This window comes from Sphingomonas sp. 66-10 (assembly GCF_001897045.1).
In the GTDB taxonomy this organism is placed as follows: domain Bacteria; phylum Pseudomonadota; class Alphaproteobacteria; order Sphingomonadales; family Sphingomonadaceae; genus Sphingomonas; species Sphingomonas lycopersici.
Map to the genome: position 1 here is coordinate 14674 of NZ_MKRR01000015.1, position 243 is coordinate 14916.

The 243-nt window shown below is 68.3% G+C and carries 1 protein-coding gene; it reads right to left on the reverse strand.

The window, feature by feature from the left end; translation table 11 throughout:
• Window positions 1-243: TlpA family protein disulfide reductase (locus BGN95_RS01890; protein WP_286771447.1), on the reverse strand; the 243-nt coding region annotated here is incomplete at both ends.

Here is a 243-nt window from a genome sequence, read left to right on the forward strand (position 1 = left end):
GGGCGCGACGCAACCGCATCGAGCATCGGCAGCTCACGCCGACACGGACCGCACCATGTCGCCCACAGGTTGACCACGAAGGGCCTGCCACGGAAGCGATCGAGTGGAAGCGGCGCGCCGGACGGGGTTGTCAGGTTGAGATGATAGGGGAACGGGCCGTAGGTCACGGGAGGGATCAGCGCCTGAAGCGAGAACCAGAGGCCACCCGCAACAGCCAACGCTCCCCAGCCTGCCGCCAGCGCG